This is a genomic window from Ewingella americana ATCC 33852 (genome assembly GCF_000735345.1).
Classification (GTDB): Bacteria; Pseudomonadota; Gammaproteobacteria; order Enterobacterales; family Enterobacteriaceae; genus Ewingella; species Ewingella americana.
The window spans coordinates 61,077-79,214 of the sequence record NZ_JMPJ01000037.1; the positions used below are offsets into that span (position 1 = coordinate 61,077).

Annotated in this window: 15 protein-coding genes and 2 tRNA genes; 9 read left to right on the forward strand and 8 right to left on the reverse strand. The window is 51.3% G+C overall.

All coding sequences use genetic code 11. From position 1 onward, the window contains the following. The first annotated feature begins 20 nt into the window (after positions 1 to 20). From GEAM_RS05915 to GEAM_RS05930, 4 genes are all read left to right on the forward strand, one after another. Complete coding sequence (locus GEAM_RS05915) at positions 21 to 827, forward strand: type VI secretion system accessory protein TagJ (RefSeq protein ID WP_034789516.1); 807 nt, start codon at positions 21 to 23, stop codon at positions 825 to 827. Then, complete coding sequence (locus GEAM_RS05920) at positions 827 to 1,306, forward strand: type VI secretion system baseplate subunit TssE (protein WP_034789459.1); 480 nt, start codon at positions 827 to 829, stop codon at positions 1,304 to 1,306. The genes GEAM_RS05915 and GEAM_RS05920 overlap by 1 nt, the downstream gene beginning before the upstream one ends. A gap of 86 nt (positions 1,307 to 1,392) precedes the next feature. Beyond that, a complete protein-coding gene (locus GEAM_RS05925; RefSeq protein WP_034789461.1) occupies positions 1,393 to 1,914 on the forward strand; it encodes a hypothetical protein in 522 nt (173 codons plus the stop codon). A gap of 11 nt (positions 1,915 to 1,925) precedes the next feature. Continuing rightward, positions 1,926 to 2,333: a putative T6SS immunity periplasmic lipoprotein gene (locus tag GEAM_RS05930; RefSeq protein WP_034789465.1), complete on the forward strand. Its 408-nt coding sequence runs from the start codon at positions 1,926 to 1,928 to the stop codon at positions 2,331 to 2,333. Positions 2,334 to 2,591: 258 nt separating this feature from the next. Here the strand turns inward: GEAM_RS05930 and GEAM_RS05935 are convergent, their stop codons facing one another. From GEAM_RS05935 to GEAM_RS05950, 4 genes are all read right to left on the reverse strand, one after another. Then, positions 2,592 to 2,894 (reverse strand): DUF7716 domain-containing protein, encoded by a 303-nt coding sequence (locus GEAM_RS05935; protein ID WP_034789466.1) that lies wholly within the window; start codon positions 2,892 to 2,894, stop codon positions 2,592 to 2,594. 10 nt (positions 2,895 to 2,904) lie between these two features. After that, on the reverse strand, positions 2,905 to 7,137 hold the full coding sequence (locus GEAM_RS05940; RefSeq protein WP_034789467.1) for an RHS repeat-associated core domain-containing protein: 4,233 nt from the start codon (positions 7,135 to 7,137) through the stop codon (positions 2,905 to 2,907). 18 nt (positions 7,138 to 7,155) lie between these two features. Beyond that, positions 7,156 to 7,593 (reverse strand): DcrB-related protein, encoded by a 438-nt coding sequence (locus GEAM_RS05945; RefSeq protein WP_034789468.1) that lies wholly within the window; start codon positions 7,591 to 7,593, stop codon positions 7,156 to 7,158. 225 nt (positions 7,594 to 7,818) lie between these two features. Beyond that, positions 7,819 to 7,894 (reverse strand) — tRNA-Asn (locus GEAM_RS05950). A 250-nt stretch (positions 7,895 to 8,144) separates the two neighbouring features. Between GEAM_RS05950 and GEAM_RS05955 the strand changes: the two genes are divergently transcribed. The 3 genes from GEAM_RS05955 to GEAM_RS05965 all read left to right on the forward strand — a co-directional run bounded on the left by GEAM_RS05955 (position 8,145) and on the right by GEAM_RS05965 (position 11,228). Further along, positions 8,145 to 9,167, forward strand: coding sequence for an LLM class flavin-dependent oxidoreductase (locus tag GEAM_RS05955; RefSeq protein WP_034789470.1), 1,023 nt, complete (start codon positions 8,145 to 8,147; stop codon positions 9,165 to 9,167). A gap of 324 nt (positions 9,168 to 9,491) precedes the next feature. Next, positions 9,492 to 10,160, forward strand: a complete 669-nt coding sequence (locus tag GEAM_RS05960) for a fimbrial biogenesis chaperone (protein ID WP_051899421.1) — start codon at positions 9,492 to 9,494, stop codon at positions 10,158 to 10,160. A gap of 111 nt (positions 10,161 to 10,271) precedes the next feature. Next, positions 10,272 to 11,228, forward strand: coding sequence for a fimbrial protein (locus GEAM_RS05965; RefSeq protein ID WP_034789471.1), 957 nt, complete (start codon positions 10,272 to 10,274; stop codon positions 11,226 to 11,228). 180 nt (positions 11,229 to 11,408) lie between these two features. Here the strand turns inward: GEAM_RS05965 and GEAM_RS05970 are convergent. The 3 genes from GEAM_RS05970 to GEAM_RS05980 all read right to left on the reverse strand — a co-directional run bounded on the left by GEAM_RS05970 (position 11,409) and on the right by GEAM_RS05980 (position 14,070). Beyond that, positions 11,409 to 11,484: transfer RNA gene (locus GEAM_RS05970), tRNA-Asn, on the reverse strand. Between the two features lie 144 nt (positions 11,485 to 11,628). Next, positions 11,629 to 12,405, reverse strand: a complete 777-nt coding sequence (gene mtfA / locus GEAM_RS05975; RefSeq protein WP_034789519.1) for a DgsA anti-repressor MtfA — start codon at positions 12,403 to 12,405, stop codon at positions 11,629 to 11,631. Between the two features lie 102 nt (positions 12,406 to 12,507). Next, on the reverse strand, positions 12,508 to 14,070 hold the full coding sequence (locus tag GEAM_RS05980; RefSeq protein ID WP_128124538.1) for an EAL domain-containing protein: 1,563 nt from the start codon (positions 14,068 to 14,070) through the stop codon (positions 12,508 to 12,510). Positions 14,071 to 14,304: 234 nt separating this feature from the next. Between GEAM_RS05980 and GEAM_RS05985 the strand changes: the two genes are divergently transcribed. After that, the gene (locus tag GEAM_RS05985) at positions 14,305 to 15,315 is read left to right on the forward strand and encodes an alpha/beta fold hydrolase (RefSeq protein ID WP_034789473.1); all 1,011 of its coding nucleotides are present in this window, start codon (positions 14,305 to 14,307) and stop codon (positions 15,313 to 15,315) included. A 47-nt stretch (positions 15,316 to 15,362) separates the two neighbouring features. Here GEAM_RS05985 and GEAM_RS05990 read toward each other — a convergent pair whose 3' ends face one another. Further along, positions 15,363 to 16,994, reverse strand: a complete 1,632-nt coding sequence (locus GEAM_RS05990; protein WP_034789475.1) for a phosphoethanolamine transferase — start codon at positions 16,992 to 16,994, stop codon at positions 15,363 to 15,365. A 343-nt stretch (positions 16,995 to 17,337) separates the two neighbouring features. On the opposite strand from GEAM_RS05990, the gene lpxA reads away from it, so the two are divergent. Next, positions 17,338 to 18,126 carry an acyl-ACP--UDP-N-acetylglucosamine O-acyltransferase gene (lpxA, locus tag GEAM_RS05995; protein WP_034789476.1) on the forward strand — a complete coding sequence of 263 codons (789 nt, stop codon included), beginning with the start codon at positions 17,338 to 17,340 and terminating at the stop codon, positions 18,124 to 18,126. Positions 18,127 to 18,138: the final 12 nt, after the last annotated feature.

The window sequence follows — 18,138 nt, forward strand, 5'->3', positions numbered from 1 at the left end:
CAAATAGGGATATGAAAAAGATGAATGCGACCCATTTAAATGAATTATTAAAAACTCACTCGTTAACTGAAATACAGGCCGAGGTGATTGCAGCCCTCAAATCTAAACCAACGGATACCGAGGCTCGGGAATTATTATTCAAACTCTACAGCCTTGATGGCTTGTGGGAAAAAGCGCTATTTCAGCTGACCACGCTGATTCAATTTGCGCCCGATATGACCAAGCGCGCCGAGCTGTATAAAAATCTGATCCTGAGTGAAAAATTGCGCGAAGAGGTGCTGGCGGGCAACCGCACTCCGGGCAATCTCGGCGGCGAGCAGCCTGAGTGGGTGTTGCTGATGCAACAGGCTAACCAGTTTTTACAGCAGGGCGATCACCTGCAAAGTGAAGCCGTACGCCAGCAGGCATTTTCACAAGCCCCTGAAATATCAGGTGAGACTAACACCGGCGCTCACTTCACTTGGATTGCAGACAGCGATGGGCGAGTGGGGCCGGCCTGTGAGTTTATCAGCGCTGGCGGCTATCGCTGGGTGCCGTTCGCCGATATCCAGCTGCTCACCGTATCCAAACCGACCAGCATCACTGAGCTTATCTGGGCACCGGCGCAAATCACGGTGAATGACAAAATCTGGTACGGCTATCTGCCAGCACGCTATCCGCTGGCAGCCGACGCCGACAGCGACACTAAACTTGGCCGCAAAACCCAATGGGATCAGCCGTCTGAGTCTATTTATATTGGCTCAGGTCGAAAAATGTTTATGACCAATCAGGATGAATTCGCTTTATTTGATGTTGAAGAGTTTAGGTTCGATGAACAGGCGAAGTAATGGAAAAGAAAATTCAGTTTTTGCCGACTTTATTTGAACGTTTACTTGATGATGAGCCAAAAAAGAGTTCGGAGCCGCATGACAAGTTCTTTTATGACTCCAGAATGATGCGAAAACTGGTTCAGCTAAATATTGGTGAGATCCTCAACAATGCCAATATTGACAGTCAACTTGACGCCCAAAACCATAAATGGGTGGCCAAGTCAGTATTAAATTACGGCATTGCGCCGTTGGTGGGGAGTTATTCCACGCCTCACGGTTGGGCAAGTATTGAGCGAGTTATCCGCGAATCCATCATTCGTTTTGAACCTAGGATCATTGCGGAGTCGTTACTCGTCACCCAATTGCATAATGCCCGCAAAGGCATTGTGCAGTTTGAGATACGGGGGTTAATAAAGTGGAACCCTCATCCCATTGACCTCTGTGTAGAAGGTGCCTATGACGTGGAAACCGCTCACGCCGAATTACGCGCTCGCTAGTGGTTATAAGCATCAGGGCTGACTTGAGTGGCGCGAGGTTTTTAACGTCCCGTCAACTTTTGATATGATTAAAATAAAGGAATTCTATGGAAAGCGAAAACTCAGTTCGCCCCTTAACTACCGGGGAAATACGACTGGCCGAGAACATTTTCGGTAGCTCAATCGAATGGGGCAAAGTCTGGGTGCATTGTGAAAGCTATTTACCCTTCGGCTTGCAGGGTAAATATGTCGGAATGACGCCCAACGGAGAAATGTATTTCAGGAAAGAGACCTATCTTAAGGATTTCTCCATATCATCTAACTCCAATCAACACTTCTTTATTCATGAGATGGTCGATGTTTGGCAACAACAGCATGGGATGTGGGTAAAAACCAGAGGCCTATTCAGCTGGGCTTCAAGTTATAAATATACTCTGGATGAGAATAAAAAACTCAATGATTATGGCATGGAGCAGCAGGCTCAAATCATTGCCGACTATTTCTTATTAAAAACCTATGGCGTCAGAGGGTTAAAAAATGAAATCGGCAGAATGGCCGGGTTTCAGGGGACCTTAGATTCAAGTACAATGCCGCTTTATCGCAAGATATTGCCACCCTCTATCCTATAAGGAAGGCTACAATGAAGAATGTGATTCTATGTCTTCCCATTCTACTTATTACCGCCTGTCACGCGGGTGACCCTCGGCCTGCTAACCAGCGTTCTACAGTGAGCACGGTTGCCAATAAAATTTGTATTCTCGCCCCGGTATCCGAAAGCGAAGCAATACGCTCAATAAGTATCAGCGAAGTAGGCAATTACCAGAACCGCATGGAGAAGGCATTCACCACGGATAAAGCTCCAGAGTTGCGCTCAGATAAATGCGCTCCCAACTTTGATTTTAACTTTATCCCCGGGAAGTCCTATATTTCATCCATTCAATCAACGTACATCAACGGCAAAGACCGCGTACCCACCGGCAGCAATTACAGCGTAACCTTCTCCGTATGGATGGAAAAGGGCGCATTAAAGGCTGCAGATATTAATTAATGGATTATTACGAGCCCAAGAAGGGTTGTGCTTTGTTGGGCTTGTATTTTTAGCCGTAGAAATAGTCATAAAAGGCACTGAAGTTATGACTTCCTAATATCGGTGATACAGCATTACTTAATTCGTTAACGAAGGATTCTTTAATTTCATCATTATCGTCAGCAATGTCAAATACTAGTATAGATAATACATATTACTTTCTTTTACGGATCGATTTGACTAGCCAAATTTGTGGATTATTTGGCTAGTCAGAAGAAATCAGTCCAAGAAATCGTCCATTTCTAAATAGTAAATCACTGCCTCAAGCAGATCTTCGTTGGAGGAGGTAGGATGATGTTCTAGTTTATTCTCAATTATTGCCTTGAATGTTGGGTATTCGAGCCACGTGTCATAATCATCCTCCATATCCTCATCTTCTTCTTCAGATTCGGCAAGGTAATAGTCTGAATTTTTAATAACTGATCTTTCATTGGAAAATTCTTTATCGACAAAAAATCCTCCTACCTTAGGTAGTTGCTTATAAATGGCTAATAAACCCTCAAAACCTTTGATTGTTTTCATTCTATCCTCATTAGCGACATGTTTTTCCACCACCCCATTTATGGCGGCCACCGGAGCCATCTGGATGATAGATTTTATGATACGATTTATGGTCATTGTAATCGACCAAGCTTAATACTCCCGGCTGGTTTTCATGATGCCAAGTCATATCAGGAGGAGAATATTTGCTAAAATTTCCCCTTGAATTCGGCTGTACATGCTCTACAACGCCGGGATATTTCGTCTGCATTTCCTGCTTAAATACCGAATCTCTCTGCAACCGTTCATAGACAGACTGATTACCCCTTCTGAAATGCTCGCTGTCTTTTAAGTCATATTCCGAAAAATCAAGCGTATGTTCATGGAATACATGATATTTACCTAGCCCTCTCTCACCTTCGCCTTTGTAAAGGCCTAACGGATCAATCCACCCCAGCGGATTCGGCGCATACTGATAAAGATTCCAGCCTCCCAGCAATCCTATAGGGTCCTGAACGGTAAACCGTCCAACCTGCGGGTCGTAATACCTGAAAAGATTATAGTGTAGCCCCGTCTCACTGTCAGCGTACTGCCCGGCGTAACGCAGAGGCTGATGGTGCAGGGCGCTATGCCGGGCTAGGCGGTGAAAGCCTTCTGACTGCCGGGTGACCTCTCCAAAGCTGCCGTAGTGGCCACTCCAGCGCAGGTCGCCGTTTTCATCGGTAATATCCAGCGGTGCACCATTCAGGTCGGTGCTGAACCAGTAAATATCTCCCTGTTTATCCGCATCCAGATGGTCAACACGCGCCAACGGGCTATATGTCTCGTTCGGGTCGTAAATATATGTCTGGCACTGGCCGTTCTGTTGCTGTTCCTGCAACAGCCGGTAGCCCTGCCACAGGAAGCGGGTCGCGGTGGTGCCGCGCTGCGTGGTCACCGTTTTACGGATACGCCTGCCCAGCGCATCATAATGGTAGTGAGCCGTGAAGCGGCCTTCGGGCCCGGTGCCTTCGGCCCTTATCAGCCGGTTTTCCGCATCGTATTCGTAGTGCTGTTCATGCAGACCGCTGCGCCGGCTGACCAGATTGCCCCACCAGTCATATTTCATAAACAGGTTCTGCCACTGTGTGAGGCGGTTATCCGTCAGCGGCAGGGCGGGTAGGTAATCGTCCGGCAGCAGATTATCTGCTGCGTCGTAGCGAAACGCCCGAGTGTTGTGGCCCGGACGGGCTTCGTAATGCCTGAGAAGACGACCTTCTTCATCATAGCCATAAAGCGTGTTGCCACGCAGTGTGTCGCTGACGTCAGACAGTTCGCCCCGCCCGGTATAGTGGAAGGCGCGTTCAAGTATTGCCTGCTCTGGCAGTTCAGGCTGCGTGACGAACGAGGTTAGTTGCAGAGTACGGCGACCCAGTCTGTCATATTGCCGCGTCTGTTCACGTCTGCCCTGACTGCGGGACACTTCGCGGTGCAGGCGGTCGCGGGTGAATTCGCTGATCATCTGCTGATTAAAGCGGATGGCGCTGACATGACCGGAGCCATAGTGTAGCCAACTGACCTGCTGGCTACAGGGTAAGGTCAGTTCAGTGAGGTTATCGAGGGCATCGTACTGATAGTGCAGTTCACCATTAATGCCGGCTTCACTGATAACTCGGCCTGCAACGTCATGGCTGAACTTTATCTCATCCACTTCAATTCCCAGCGCCACTCCCTCTGCGGTTGGTGTGCGTACCAGTCCGGTGAGCTGACCGCTAATGTTGCGTTGGTAGCGGTATTCCACGTCTCGTGTGATGCGCCCGGTCAGCAGGCCGCTGTTGTCATAGCTGAACGTCTGAACACGCCGGGGAATGCCGCCGTCGTTGTCCGATCTGCCGCTTTCCAGCAGGGAACTGAGCAGCCCCCGTTCGTTCCATTCCATCTGCCGGGATGTCTCATCCGGGCGGACTTCACTCAACGGGCGTCCTGTGGGGTCATATGTAAACCGGTACTCGCCGCCGTTGCCGTTTTCCAGTCGCATTAGGTTGCCACGGGCATCATAGTACCAGCGGCGGGTGATACCGATGCGGTCGATTTGGCTCTCCGGCAATCCTAGTGCGTTGTACTGCCAGCGAGTCTCGCTTTCCAGTGGATCACGCCACGCCGTAAGCTGGCCACGCTCATTCCACATTAGCGTCTCTTGGCTACCGTCAGCGCGGATAACGGCAGCAAGCTGGCCGGTGCGATTCCACTCGCGGTGGGTGATGTTACCCTCGGCGTCCTCACTGCTGACAAGCTGACCGAACCGGTCATAGGAGAAGCGGGTCACGCTACCGGAGCAGTCAGTGCGCTTTATTAGTAGCCCCTGTCGGTTCCATGCCAGCAGAACATCACCGCCGTTCGCATCGGTAATAACCTCTGGCAGAGGCTCTTCCTCATCCGGATAGCGGTAAGTCGTTGAACGGTTAAGCGCGTCGATTTCGGCCAGCAAGCGACCTTTTAGGTCATAAGTGGCACGTGTGGCAGTTAGATCTGGATAAACCGTCTGCGCAATACGATCTGTATTACGGAACCAGTGATAATGCGTGGTGCGACCAGCCGGATCAGTTTCGCAGGTCATGCGACCAAAGCGATCCCATTGGCTCCGGCGCATGGCACCGTCAGACAGGATAACGTCGCACAGCTCTCCATTGCGGTAAACGAAGCTGGTTTGATGGCCATCGTAGTCGATGAAGCTCGCGACATTTTCATCGTCGTCAACCAGCCAGCTTGCCTGAGCGCCATCATCGCGTGTGGCGTAGCGCCTGCCGTTCTCAAAGTCATATTTGAAATTCAGCTGCTCACCAGCGCTATGGCGGAAGGCCACCACTCGAGGCAAACCATTCATTTCCTGCCACTGATATTCACTCAGCAGGCCGTTGCTGTCTTGATGACTGCGCAGTAAGTCCGTACCGTCGCCGTCGTCATACCAGCTGAAGCGTCGACGAACCAACCCACCGCGTCCGATGACGGTGTTTAGTCGTTCTTTATTGTCGTAATCGTAACTGACCAGACAGACTTCATCATCCAGCCAAGCACCTGCAAGGCGGACGTTTCCATTCAGGTTCTGGTACCGGCAGACCACTCGTTGCCCTGCGCTGTCAGTGAGGGCATGCAGCGTTTGTCGGTCATTCCACTCAAAGAGGATATCGTTGCCGCAGGGTTCGGTGAGCCGTAGGGGCAGGGAAGGGTTATCGCCTTTTAGTGGCTGGAAATGCCAACGCTCGCCGCTGATATCATAGACTGACCAAGTATCGTCCTGATGGTGCTCAAGCCAGCGCTTTTCCGGTTCACAGAAGGTCCTTTGACCTTTTGGTACCAGAGGGAATGAAATGTAGTCACCTGAAGGCGCTCGCCACACCAAGCCTTCCTGATATTTTTCGAGGCGTGTTTCCCAGAAAAGATTCCAGCCACGACCAAGTATGCTATCGCCTGGATTGCCGCTGCGCCAGTAACGTTGCCAGCGTATCGGCAGGCGTGAGGGGAGCACGAAGTCGAGCTCGTCTTCGCCGGAAAGAAATTTCTGGCCGCTAACAATATCCACCGGGCGGGCAATGATCCCCACGGCGGCGGCTCCGGTCATTAATACCCCGGCGCGACAGGCGATGCGTGCCAGTTTGTTGACTCCGGGGATCTTACTGAGCCATTTACCCAGCGCGCCGATTTTCCCTGCGGCACCGCCCCAGCCACCCGCCAGACCGGCAAAGAGCAGAGTGAGATCCGAGGCTTTATAGAGGAATTCAGGAACTTCAGAATGGATTGGGAGAGTCTGCTGTGGGTCACCACCGATGCGAACGTCGCCAGACCCTGTCATGACCTTCGCGCCACAAGTAGTCTGGTCACCGATACGGGTTGCAGGAAGACCGTTGATAAATACTCGAGATGAGCCCTCCGCCATCTGCTGTGAACCGTCGTCAGAGCAGTCCACCATACTATTAGTGGCAATAACCGCCGGTTTACCATTAATGAATACATCAGGCGAGCCGGTGATCAGAGTACCTTTCTTCGTCATGCTGGCGGCTCCAGCACCGGCGATGCTGTCTCTGGCGCCAGTTGCCAATTCGCCCGTCAGATAACCGACCGCCAAGCTGGCCCCCACAAGCAGCACGCCAATGCCGAGACATGAAGCACCAATACCGGCCACCATCAATGCCCCGGCAGCAATACCTCCAACTGCAGCAATGAGTCCGCCGACTATCGTTCCGGCAATCATCCCTGCAAGAGCATGGGAATGACCGATATCGTCCCCGACACGTGCTGCCTCAAACATAACAAAAGTCCTTAATTGTTAAGCGTCAAAACGAAAGCTGTTGAGCAGAGTATTGAAGACCTGACTGTCTGCATCAGTCAGGGTGGCAGTAGAGGTCATGGTGAAGACCAGAATATGATTTTCTGCTGTATTGAATACCGCCTGCTGCTGAAAGGTTCTTCTGCCGTCACGCAGGTAGCTGGCGTGTACGCATTCACCTTGTAACAGGTTATCGCCAAGTACTGCAGCTTCACGCAGCTGTTCTTTCCAGCCTTTAAGGTGCTTCTTCAACAGTGCGAGCTGCTTGTCGATGTAGTCAGAAAGTGTCTCACCGTCATTCAAGATGTCGCGAGAGATATTAAAGGCGGGCGTATTTTCACCAGAAAGAGTGAAAACATTAACCGTACGATCCTGATAATGGTCAGGAAGCTTGATACTCCCTTCGGTAAAGCGGCAGGTTGCTTGGCTCTCGGACATTGAGCGGAATTCCTGTTCTTTAGAAAAACTTAAGTTTGCCACAGGGTAAGTTAGATGGCTATCTGGCATTCAAAGCAAAAATGAACCTGCTTTATCCCATTTTATTTAGCTTAAGAATCTAGCTTCGAACGGTTTTTTCGTAGAAAAGTGTAGATGTTAGGAAGGGATAGTCGAACCATAAAAAGCAAAAAACCAGATGCTGTAAGGCATCTGGTTTCTCTAAATTGGCTCCTCTGACTGGACTCGAACCAGTGACATACGGATTAACAGTCCGCCGTTCTACCGACTGAACTACAGAGGAATCGTGTGAACGGGGCGAATAATAGCGAGTGAGATTGTTGATAGCAAAGGTTTTTTAGCTTGAACAATCTGATGGGAGACAATTTGTGCAGACTGCGCAAAAACGCGCGATATTCCGCCAATATTCATCAAATAAACTGAACCCTTAGGTTAAATAAATGAAATTTATTCTCATCCTGATAGGCGTAGAGTAAGGGTATCGCTGCGCCATATCCTCTCGGGATAGGCCGGAATCTGAGGATACTTTTACTATGAAAAAGATTGGCTTTTTATCGTTCGGCCACTGGACGCCATCACCACAGTCGGCCACCCGCTCGGCGTCTGACGTGCTGCTGCAGTCCATTGATCTCGCCGTAGCGGCTGAAGAGCTGGGCGCAGATGGTGCATATTTCCGCGTTCACCACTTTGCTCGCCAACTGAGTTCGCCTTTCCCTCTGCTGGCGGCCATCGGCGCAAAAACCAGCAAGATTGAGATTGGTACCGGCGTGATCGACATGCGCTATGAGAATCCGCTGTACATGGCTGAAAGCGCCAGCGCCGCAGATTTGATCTCCGGCGGGCGTTTGCAGCTGGGTATTAGCCGTGGTTCGCCCGAGCAGGTGATTGACGGCTGGCGTCACTTTGGTTTCCAACCTGCCGAGGGGGAAACCGACACCGATATGGCGCGTCGCCATACTGAAGAGTTTTTAGAAGTGATACGCGGGAAGGGGTTTGCCGAGCCGCATCCGCAGCCGATGTTCCCTAACCCACCGGGCTTACTGCGCCCAGAGCCTTATTCGGCTGGCCTGCGTGAGCGCATCTGGTGGGGGGCTGCAACCAATGCGACCTCAATTTGGGCCGCCAAGCTTGGGATGCATCTGCAAAGCTCGACCCTGAAATTTGATGAAACCGGCGAGCCGTTCCACATTCAGCAGGCGAAGCAGATTCGGGCTTACCGTGCTGCGTGGGCCGAAGCGGGGCATCAGCATGCGCCGAGAGTCTCCGTCAGCCGCAGTATTTTTGCGCTGATGAATGACCGTGACCGCGCCTACTTTGGTTCGAGCAGTAATGATGGCGACAAAATCGGTTATCTCGATGAGCAAACCCGCGCCATTTTCGGTCGCAGCTACGCCGCAGATCCCGAAACGCTGGTGAAACAGCTTAAACAAGATGAAGCCATCGCCGAAGCCGACACCCTTCTGCTGACTGTCCCCAACCAGTTGGGCGTGGATTACAACGTGCACGTGATCGAGTCGATCCTTAAGCATGTTGCACCAGCTATGGGCTGGCGTTAGGAATAGAGTGTTGGAATAGAGCGTTAAGAAGTTAAAAGCCTGCTCGGGGAACCTGGGCAGGCTTTTTTTTGAGCATCACAATAGTGCAAAAACTCATGATCACCCATACCCCTACATTATTGTCATATTTTTCCTACAAACCAAGGGGGGTGCGTCACCTAGATAGTGGGTGGTTTTCGTGGGATCATATGCGGCATAGAACAGAATGAATATGACTTTTTTCGGAAAAGTTGAATCTTTATTTTGTTGATCAGCATCACGTCTAGTCAGCAGAATATTTTCGCTGTTTCTCTCTAATACACTTTATTTAAATAGGAAATTAAAATGTGGAGTTTTCGTTATTTGGTACCACCAGTAATACTTTTGCTTGTGGCGGCAAATGCCATGGCGGGAGTGGAGTTTGGTGGTACCCGAGTAATCTATAACGGAGCTAAACGAGAGGCTGCGATATCGATTAAAAATTCGGAAAAAGAAACACCGTATCTTATTCAGTCTTGGCTTGATAATAACGATGAAAAAAATAGTAATAAAGTGCCTTTTATTGTCACTCCACCTCTATTTCGTTTAGATCCTCTTGGTGAGAATCAACTGCGCATTGTTAACACCGAGGCGATGCCGCAAGATCGCGAAAGTCTCTACTGGCTAAATGTGAAGTCGATTGCGGCCAGTCGCCGAGATACCAATCGCCTGCAAATATCTGTACGCACACGGATAAAAATGATCTATCGCCCTGCGGCATTAATGAAGAAAGCCGCCGATGCGTGGAAGCAATTACAGGTGGCTCGCAGCGCAGAACATATAACTTTCACTAATCCTAGTGCCTATTATATTTCATTCTTCAGCGTGAAGGTGGGGGAGAAAGAATTACCAAACCCATTAATGGTTGCCCCCTTCAGCACCTATTCAATGCGTGTTCCTGACTCAGCTGTTGGCAAAGTCAGCTGGAGCGCCATTAATGATTATGGCGGGCACACGGAAGAAGTATCCCAGTGACCCCCGATTTTAGCGAGAAAATAATTCAGAAATTGAACGGTATATCTAATTTTTAATTAATGGAGATGATCTCGGTTTTTTATTTTTCTGAGATTAACAAAAAGGGTTTATATGAAATCGTATCAGAAAATTATTGTTCTCATATCGCTACTCTTTATGAGTCTTGATGTGGCAGCGTATTGTACCAGAGCTGCGGGGACATCTGCTTTAGTCTGGACTGTCAGCCCTGGGACCGTGGTGGTAAAAGGCTCTGACCCTATAGGCACACCTGTATATACCAAGTCATTGTCGAGTAGTCAGGCAGGTAAAACTTTTATCCGTTGCAGTGAAGGTGAAACTTTTTACATTAATATGTTAACCGGCTCGCCTGTCGCAGGTATGACTAACGTGTTTTCATCCAATGTTCCAGGGATCGGAATAAAAGTGACCGATGCCAAAGGACGAGCCGTTGCACAGCCAGGAATAGCATTTCCGACTCAACCTGACGTATTTACCGTGCTTGATTTTACGCCATTTACTTTTGAGTTGATTAAAACGGCCATTATTTCACAGGGGGGAACTCTGGATAGTGGGATGTTTATGGGACTTGTTGGCCCGGGGCTTGCTGACGGGGATTCTCTTAAGGCATTAATGGGTACAGCTACGATTCAACCTAGTAATGTTTGTACGGTTAATAACCCGGTTATTCAAACCGATATGGGAAGTGATGTCTCAAGATATGACTTTAAGGGAGTAGGGAAAACACTCCAAGAAAAAGATATTACTATTGGATTAACCTGTGACCAATTTGCCAAAGTCAGTATTCAATTTGATGCAACCTCCGTACCTAATAACCCAGATATTATTGCGTTAAATTCATCCAGCAAAAGTGCAAGCGGATTTGGGATTCAATTGCTTGATAAGCGTAATAATAATCCGATCCAGTTGGCTACACCGCTGTTGATTACGGACAACGCAGATCAAGGGGGATTGGATATGCAATTTATCGCCCGTTACTACCAAACTGAGGATCGCGTTGAAGGCGGCGAAGTGAACGCGACTGCCAGTTTCACAATGACCTATCAGTAAGGGAATCACCTACTGATGTGAAAAGCCTGCTCAGGGGAAACTTGGTTGGGCTTTTTTACGTTTAGAACATAGGCTCAAGATGTTATCCCCCGAGTCATGTCTTTGCGAATTCGCAGGGCAGATAAACCCACAAAAACCAAAAAGCCCGCTTAAGTTTCCTTAAGCGGGCTTTTCTAAATTTGGCTCCTCTGACTGGACTCGAACCAGTGACATACGGATTAACAGTCCGCCGTTCTACCGACTGAACTACAGAGGAATCGTGTGAACGGGGCGCATGATATCTAGAGCCCTGCGAGGTGTCAACGGCAAATTGGCGCTATTTGACTGACTGTTCAGCAACTGAGCAAAAAGGCCCGAAAAGTGCAAAAAAGGTGTCCCGAGGTCACAGTTTTAGCGCTGATTAAGCGTCACACGGCTGGTTGCGAAGCAGCCTTGCCAGCGGGTCTTGTTTGTAAAAACGGCTAAAATGGCCGTAAACCAGCGGGAAGCGGCTCGAAAGCAGTTCTGGCGCACTGAAGAAGTACTCGGAAAGCACCGCGAAGCACTCAGCCGGGTCGCTGGCGGCGTAGGCGTCCATGCTGGCGGCTTCTTCGCCCACCATATCGATTTCATCCTGCAAGTTTTCCATTGCCGCGTGCAGGTCATGCTCCCAAGCCACCACGTCGCGCAGAGGAATAGGGGGAATGCCGCTGACTTCGCCGCCGTTGCGCAGGTCGAGTTTATGCGCGGCTTCGTGGATGATCAGGTTGAAGCCCGAGGTGTCGAAGGAGTCCTCGATATCCTGCCAGTTGAGCACAATCGGCCCCTGATCCCAGCTCTGGCCGGAGTGTACTTGCGAACCCGCGTGGACCAGCCCGTTGTCATCTTGCCACGGGGTATCCACCACAAAGGGTTCGGGGTAGAGCAAGATCTCGTGGAAGCCGTCGAGCCACTCCGCGCCAAGTTCCATCACCGGCAGGGCGAACAGTAGGGCGATACGCGCCTGCATCTGCTCGTTCAGCTCGATGCCTTGTAGCGGCACCAGCCGTTTTTGGCTCAATAGCTGACCGGCGACTTTCACCAGACGCTGGCGCTCTGGCTCGTCTAGCGAGGCAAACAGCGGAATATCCAGCGCGTCTTGCCACTGTTGCCACTTGTCGGTCTGAAGCTCATTCGATTTCCACGGCCACTTGATCATCGTCTTGCTCGCAAAGTGAACATTTAAATTCATACCCAATTTCAGTCTGTCCACCGAGTATTCAATCAGTTACGGCGGCAAATGTCTGTGACTAAAACCACGTTACGCCTTGCCAAGGGTTATCGGCGCAGGAGATTCGGACTGCAACCACTGTTTGGAGAACGCTTCCGGCGGCACGGGTTTACCGAAGAAGTAGCCCTGGAAGAACTCCAAATGATACGGCGTTAAGTAATCGACTTGCTCCTGCGTCTCAATCCCTTCCGCCACTATCACCATATCTAGCCTTTTGGCTAAATCAATCACGTTATCGACGATATGCCCGGAAAGCGCGTCAGTGCCGATGCGGCCGATGAAACTCTGGTCAATCTTCAAAAAGTCGATATGGAATTTTTGTAAGTAGGTCAGGCTGGAGTGCCCAGTGCCGAAATCATCCAGCGCGATAGACACCCCAAGGCGACGCAGAGCTTTGAACAGGCTGTCGGTGATGTCGCTCGGCTCAATCAGTTCGCGCTCGGTCAACTCCAGCACCAGATTAATCTTTTTGCCTTTGAAGGCGTCGAGGAAGGTTTTGCAGTCCTCAATCAGGCTCAGGTCTTTGAAATGGCTGGCACAAATGTTAAAGCCAAAATGGAAGCCGTCCGGCAGTGTCGACAGGCGCGGGGCGAAATACTCGTGAGTCTGAGTCATCAACTGGCGCGTCATCTCGACAATCATCCCGCTTCCTTCGGCCAGCGGAATAAACTGATAAGGCGGCACCAGCCCGGCCTGCGGATGCTGCCAGCGCATTAACACTTCACAACCTGTGAGCTGGTAATGGGTGCCATCGACTACTGGCTGGAAGTAGGGGACAAACTCGCGGTTGGCGACACTGGCTTTGAGGATAGCCAGAGGCGTGCCGACGCGCCCCAGCAGCATATAGGTCATCAGCCCCATAAATATGCCGAGCAGCGGGAACAGCAGCAGGCTGAATGGCGAGTAGTCGAGCACATAACGCCAGTGATTAGCATGTTGCACTAACAGGGCGAGTTGATAGGGATAGCGGGCGGAATCGACATGCAGGCGCGTGCCTTTAAGGTTGTCGTTGCCGGAATGCACCTTGCCGAGATGGTCCATCCACTGGTCGCCGATGCGAATAATCAGCGAGGAGCGGGTGCTAAGCAGGTCGAGGATGTTATGCATATAGTAGCCATCCACGCCAATCAGAATGCTGTTGTCGCCATGTTGCTGGCGGTAGGCAATCAGCGGGTGCTGCGGGGTGACCGCGTTGCCGGTCATCAGGAATAGCTTGCCGCCGACATATTGCTGGTCATTAATCGCCCCCTGTTGCGGGCCGAACAGCGCGGTGCAATAGATGGTGTCGCCGCTCGCCAGATTAACTGTTCGCACGTTGGGGACAATCGCAATCTGGCGGCGCATCTCCAGCACCACGTCGCGGCTACAGACTTGCCCCAGATAGGGCTGTAAGGCGGTGGCGGCCTGATCGGCGTTATCGAACATCTTATCAATCTGTTTTAGGGCCTGCTCCAAACGCTGCTGCCCGTCTTGTTGCAGCCCCTGCGAGGTCTGCCACGACACGGAAGCCACGCCAAGCGCGACGATCAGCAGGAAAATCAACACTGACGCGGCGATGCGGATATAGGGTCGAATGATTTTGGCTCTTAGCAAAATGAAGAGTCCCGTGGTGAAAATGGAGCGGCGAAGTAATAGGCTAAATATAACCTATTACGTTTAAAACTGTTTTTAAAAACAGACAAATATGGTGTTTCTGCACACACATCGGGTTTAGATCAAGGGTCTGTTACACGAGGGTTTACATTCTTAAGATTTCTTTGGTGGCTTATACTTTGTAGGATTTGTTTTTAGGCGGCTGCTTGGCCGCGATGATTTAAGGATTGAGTGATGCCTTCCCGATTGAAACTTCTTCTTCCTGCCGCGTTTTGTTCTCTGTTATTCAGCCCGCTGGCGATGGCCGATACCCCCTCTTATGGCCCGCAGCTCGAGGGTTTTACCTATCCTTATCCGTTGAAGCACTTCTCCTTTAACTCGCAGGGCGAAACCCTGCAAATGGGTTATATGGATGTCGCGCCGGTCGGCCATAAAAATGGTCAGACGGTAGTGCTGATGCACGGCAAGAATTTCTGCGGTGCGACCTGGGATGACACCATTAAGGCGCTGGCAGGCAAGGGCTACCGAGTCATTGCCCCGGACCAGATTGGTTTTTGTAGCTCCACCAAGCCGGGCGATTACCAGTACAGCTTCCAGCAATTGGCGACCAATACCCATGAGCTACTGGAAAGACTGAATATCAAGAAAGCGGTGATTGTCGGCCACTCCACCGGCGGCATGCTGGCGACGCGCTACAGCCTGATGTTCCCGAGTGAAGTCTCAAAGCTGGTGATGGTCAACCCGATTGGGCTGGAAGATTGGAAAGCCAAGGGCGTGCCTTATCGCACGGTGGATCAGTGGTATGACCGCGAGCTAAAACTCTCGGCCGACAGCATTCATCAATATGAATTGACTACCTATTACGTCAATAAATGGAAGCCGGAGTACGATCGCTGGGTGGACATGCTGGCGGGGCTGAACAACGGGCCGGGGCATAAGCTGGTGGCATGGAACTCGGCGCTAATTTACGACATGATTTTCACCCAGCCGGTGGTCTACGAGTTTAAAGACCTGAAGGTGCCAACCACGCTGATGATTGGTACGTCTGACACTACGGCGATTGGCAGTGATATCGCGCCGCCTGCGGTGAAAGCCAAACTTGGCCATTACAATGTGCTGGGCAAGCAAACCGCCAAGCTTATCCCCCACGCCAAGCTGATTGAGTTTAAAGGGCTGGGCCACGCGCCGCAGATGGAAGAGCCGGAGAAATTTAACGCCGCGCTGCTGAAAACCCTAGCGCAATAAAGAAGTCGCGCGGCGAAGCTGAAGCCTACGCCGCGCGACTTCATCTTCTAATTAGCCGCCTTGCACTCACCTAAAATATTCAACTGCGGGTCCAGCTCGTGGGTCTGCACGTTCATCGCGTCCAGCACGGTGTGGAATAAATTATCCTGCGACACCTCGGCATTTTTGCCTTTCGCCTGTAAACACGGCAGGTTGATGCGATTGGCGCTGGCGTAGCCCGGCGACAGCCAGAACAGCATCGGCACGTGGGTCTGTTCCGCCGGCGCCACGCTGTAAGGCGTGCCGTGCAGATAGAGGCCATTTTCCCCCAGCGACTCGCCGTGGTCCGACAGATAAATCACCGCCACGTTGTAGCTATCCTGATACTGCTTGGCCTTTTCAATCACCTGAGACACCACGTAATCGGTGTAGCGCAGCGTGTTGTCATAAGTGTTGATCAGCTGCTCGCGCGAGCAGTTTTCAATATCGCTGCGCGGGCAGTCGGGTTTGAACACCGCAAACTCCGGCGGGTAGCGTTTGAAGTAGGTCGGCCCGTGGCTGCCAATCAGGTGCAGGCCAATCAGCCGGTTTTTGCCGTCGCGCTTGATGTCGGCGTCGAGGTTATCCAGCAGCGCCATGTCGTAGCAGGTGTCGCCGTCGCACTGTTTGTTGTCTTTGGCGGTGCTGATAATGACGTTTGGCACCCGGTCGCACACCCCTTTGCAGCCTTCATCGTTGTCTTTCCATGACACGGACACCCCGGCGCGTTGCAGGATATCCAGCAGCCCCTCGCTGTTGCGCGCTTTATTATTGTTGAAGTCGACGCGCTTCATATTGGAGAACATGCAGGGCACCGAAACCGCCGTGGCGGTGCCGCAGGAACTGGTATGGTTGAAGTAAATCACGTCAGGGATTTTCTGCGTGAAGGCGTTGGTCGGCTGGCTATAGCCGCCGGAAGACTGATTCTGCTCGCGCGCCGTCTCGCCAATCACCAGGAACATCAGCGTCGGCTTTTGCGCCGGTTGCTGCACCAGCTTGGCATCCTCGCCAATTTTCTCAAACGGCCCTTCGTGAGTGAAGTAGCGATGGTTGTAATACTGGAAGGCGCTGTAGAGGTAGTTAGTCGGCACTATCTCCAGATTCAGCGTGCGGTTGCTGCGGCCCACCGAGGCATAATCTTTGTAATACACCCCGGCCACGGCGGCGACCACCAACAGTGACAGCAGCATGGAGAGCAGGCGCACGCCGAGGCGGCGCAGCGCAGATTTCGGGTAGCTCACCTGCGTGAAGAACAGCAGCACGGCGGGCAGCAGGCCGGTGAACAGCACCCACAGCACCACGGAGAGGTTGAGGTAAGAAGAGGCTTCGCTCTGCTGCGTCTCAACAATGTTCTCAATCATCCCACGGTCAAACACCACCTGATACTTGAGCATGGCGTAGCTGGCCAGGGCGCTTATCGGCAGAATGACAATAAAGAAAGGTTTAAGTAATGGCCGAAAGCTAAACGGCGTGAAGACGAAATTCAGCGCGACAAACAGCACCAACGGAATGGTGAGAGCAAAGCCCAGATTGTAAGCTGGCAGCGCGTTAAGTATCCGGTAGAAGTGCAATAAAATGGGGAAGTTAACGACAAAGGTAAAATAAAGACTCAATAACAAAGTCAGCCAAAGATAACTGACTTTTGGAATAAAATTACGCAAGAAGTGCTCCAACGAAAAGGGTCGATGCCGGGGAAATTCAACAACTGAATGTCTCATCCTGACATCACCTTAACGATCCAAGCTTAAGAAAGCCTTAACCTGCCTGCGCAGTCACTCCGTGGGCCTAAAGTTCATAAAATAAATAAAATATATAACCGTCTTTTGGCGGCGTAAGCCCGTATGCTCATTGGCTCGTACGGCCTGTAAATCTCAGCCGCCGTGCCACCTGCGTGCTTTCTGAATGCCTTCTGTTTTTTCAGCGCGACATCAATTTATGTCAGTTTTCTTGCTTAAGAAAGCATGTCTCAGAGGCCCGTTTTATCGGCCTCTGAAGGAGTAAGCGTTGATTTCAAATTCTGCGATTGTGGCGACTCAAGCCATTATTTTCCCCGGCGCGGTGATTGGCGCGGGAGTACGCATCGGCCCCTTTTGCCTGATTGGCGAACACGTCGAGATAGGCGAGGGGACGGTGGTAGACTCCCACTCGGTAATAAACGGCCATACGCGCATTGGCCGCAATAACCACATAGGGCGCTTTTGCTCGATTGGCGAAGTGAATCAGGATTTGAAATATCGCGGCGAGCCGACGCGAGTAGAGATCGGCGACGATAACCAGATTGGCCGCAACGCCACTATTCATCGCGGCACCCAGCAGGGGACGCAGGTCACCATTATCGGCAACCGAAATCGACTGCTCTCCAATGTTCACGTCGGCCACGATTGCCTGATTGGTAGCAGCACCGAGATTGGCAATAACACCGCCCTTGCCGGGCACGTGGTGCTGCGAGACTTTGCGCAGGTTGGCTCAATGTGCGCCATTCACCAGTTTTGCATTATCGGCTTTTCGGCGCTGATTGCCGATCAATCGTGCGTGGTGCAGGACATCCCGCCGTTCGTCTGCGCCAGCGGCAACCGCGCCGTGCCGCAGGGGCTGAACCTGTTGGCGGAAGCCTATTTATCCATTGATAAACAGCAGCAGGCGGTGATGCGCCGGGTGTATGAGCAGCTCTATCACTGCGGTATGGCGATTGAAGTGTTGAAGGTTGAAGTGCAGCGCCTGAGCCAAACTCACCCCGCGCTGCATTGTTTTGAGGATTTCTTCGCGCTGTCCACTCGCGGCATCATTCGCTGAAGCCGCGAGGGA

Bases quoted from the DNA above. Each gene is read 5' to 3' on its own strand.
- GEAM_RS05930 (WP_034789465.1), top strand. From the start codon at position 1,926: ATGAAGAATGTGATTCTATGTCTTCCCATTCTACTTATTACCGCCTGT.
- GEAM_RS05925 (WP_034789461.1), top strand. From the start codon at position 1,393: ATGGAAAGCGAAAACTCAGTTCGCCCCTTAACTACCGGGGAAATACGA.
- GEAM_RS05945 (WP_034789468.1), bottom strand. From the start codon at position 7,593: ATGTCCGAGAGCCAAGCAACCTGCCGCTTTACCGAAGGGAGTATCAAG.
- GEAM_RS05940 (WP_034789467.1), bottom strand. From the start codon at position 7,137: ATGTTTGAGGCAGCACGTGTCGGGGACGATATCGGTCATTCCCATGCT.
- GEAM_RS05985 (WP_034789473.1), top strand. From the start codon at position 14,305: ATGCCTTCCCGATTGAAACTTCTTCTTCCTGCCGCGTTTTGTTCTCTG.
- GEAM_RS05965 (WP_034789471.1), top strand. From the start codon at position 10,272: ATGAAATCGTATCAGAAAATTATTGTTCTCATATCGCTACTCTTTATG.
- GEAM_RS05920 (WP_034789459.1), top strand. From the start codon at position 827: ATGGAAAAGAAAATTCAGTTTTTGCCGACTTTATTTGAACGTTTACTT.
- GEAM_RS05915 (WP_034789516.1), top strand. From the start codon at position 21: ATGAATGCGACCCATTTAAATGAATTATTAAAAACTCACTCGTTAACT.
- GEAM_RS05960 (WP_051899421.1), top strand. From the start codon at position 9,492: ATGTGGAGTTTTCGTTATTTGGTACCACCAGTAATACTTTTGCTTGTG.
- mtfA (WP_034789519.1), bottom strand. From the start codon at position 12,405: ATGATCAAGTGGCCGTGGAAATCGAATGAGCTTCAGACCGACAAGTGG.
- GEAM_RS05935 (WP_034789466.1), bottom strand. From the start codon at position 2,894: ATGAAAACAATCAAAGGTTTTGAGGGTTTATTAGCCATTTATAAGCAA.
- GEAM_RS05955 (WP_034789470.1), top strand. From the start codon at position 8,145: ATGAAAAAGATTGGCTTTTTATCGTTCGGCCACTGGACGCCATCACCA.